At 32.1% G+C, this 1,182-nt stretch carries 1 protein-coding gene; it reads left to right on the top strand.

Features of this window, described 5'->3' with window-relative positions; all coding sequences use genetic code 11:
- Window positions 1-24: 24 nt before the first annotated feature.
- Entirely contained in the window at window positions 25-1,128 is a 1,104-nt protein-coding gene (tnpB, locus tag IMK15_RS06310; protein ID WP_192942286.1) for an IS200/IS605 family element RNA-guided endonuclease TnpB, read from the top strand.
- The last annotated feature ends 54 nt before the right edge of the window (window positions 1,129-1,182 follow it).

Here is a 1,182-nt window from a genome sequence, read left to right as displayed (position 1 = left end):
AGGGTAGAAAGGCAGGTAAGCTGAATGTTAAAAGCATATAAATATCGGATTTATCCAAGTAAAGAGCAAGAAATACAGTTGGCAAAGACATTTGGCTGTTGCCGTTTTGTATATAATCAAACCCTTGCATATATAAAAGATGCTTATGAAAAAGAAAAAAACTCTATCAGTAAAACAGACTGTAATAATTATTGCAATAGAGAGCTGAAAAAAGTTTATGAATGGCTGAAAGGAGTAGACAAATTTGCTTTAACAAATGCGATTTATCATATGGATAGTGCTTATAAAAAGTTTTTCAAAGAGCATGCAGGTTACCCAAAGTTTAAGAGTAAACACGATAGGCATAAATCCTACACAACTAATTTTACAAATGGGAATATAACTGTAGATTTTGATAGAGGAAGAATAAAGTTGCCAAAGTTAAAAAAGATAAAAGCAAAAATTCATAGGAATTTTGCAGGGCAAATAAAATTGGCAACTATATCACAACTGCCGAGTGGAAAGTATTATGTAGCAATCTTAGTAGAAACAGAGAATGTAAAAAAGCAGGAGACAAGAGGTAAAATAGGTTTAGATTTGGGGATAAAGGATTTGTGTATTACATCAGATGGGAGAAAATACGAAAATCCAAAGATAATAAAGAAGTATGAGAGAAATCTTACAAAATTGCAAAGACAGCTTGCACATAAAATAAAAGGGAGCAGGAACTATCAGAAAAAAAGAAAGCAAATAGCATTATGCCATGAGAAAATAACAAATACCAGAAAAGATTATCTTCATAAGATTTCAAGTGAAATAATAAGCGAAAACCAAGTGATTGTTTCAGAAAACTTGCAGATAAAAAATATGATAAAAAACCATAAATTGGCTAAGTCTATAAGTGACGTTTCATGGTATGAGCTTACAAGACAGCTAGAGTATAAAGCAAAGTGGAACAATAGAATATATGTTAAGGTAGATAGTTTTTACGCAAGTAGTCAGTTATGTTCTTGTTGTGGTTGCCAAAATAAGGAAATAAAAGATTTATCCGTAAGGCAATGGAAATGTCCAAATTGTGGGGAAATACACGATAGAGATGTCAATGCCGCAAAGAATATATTAGCAGAAGGATTAAGACAAATAGCGTAATAAAAAAAATATAGGGTAGGGACTACCCGAATTAACGCCTGTGGAGATAGTAGG

The sequence above is a fragment of the Sneathia sp. DSM 16631 genome, assembly GCF_014892235.1.
Lineage (GTDB): Bacteria > Fusobacteriota > Fusobacteriia > Fusobacteriales > Leptotrichiaceae > Sneathia > Sneathia vaginalis.
The sequence above is the reverse complement of the archived record's forward strand: the minus strand, read 5'-3'. Positions and strand labels throughout refer to the sequence as shown.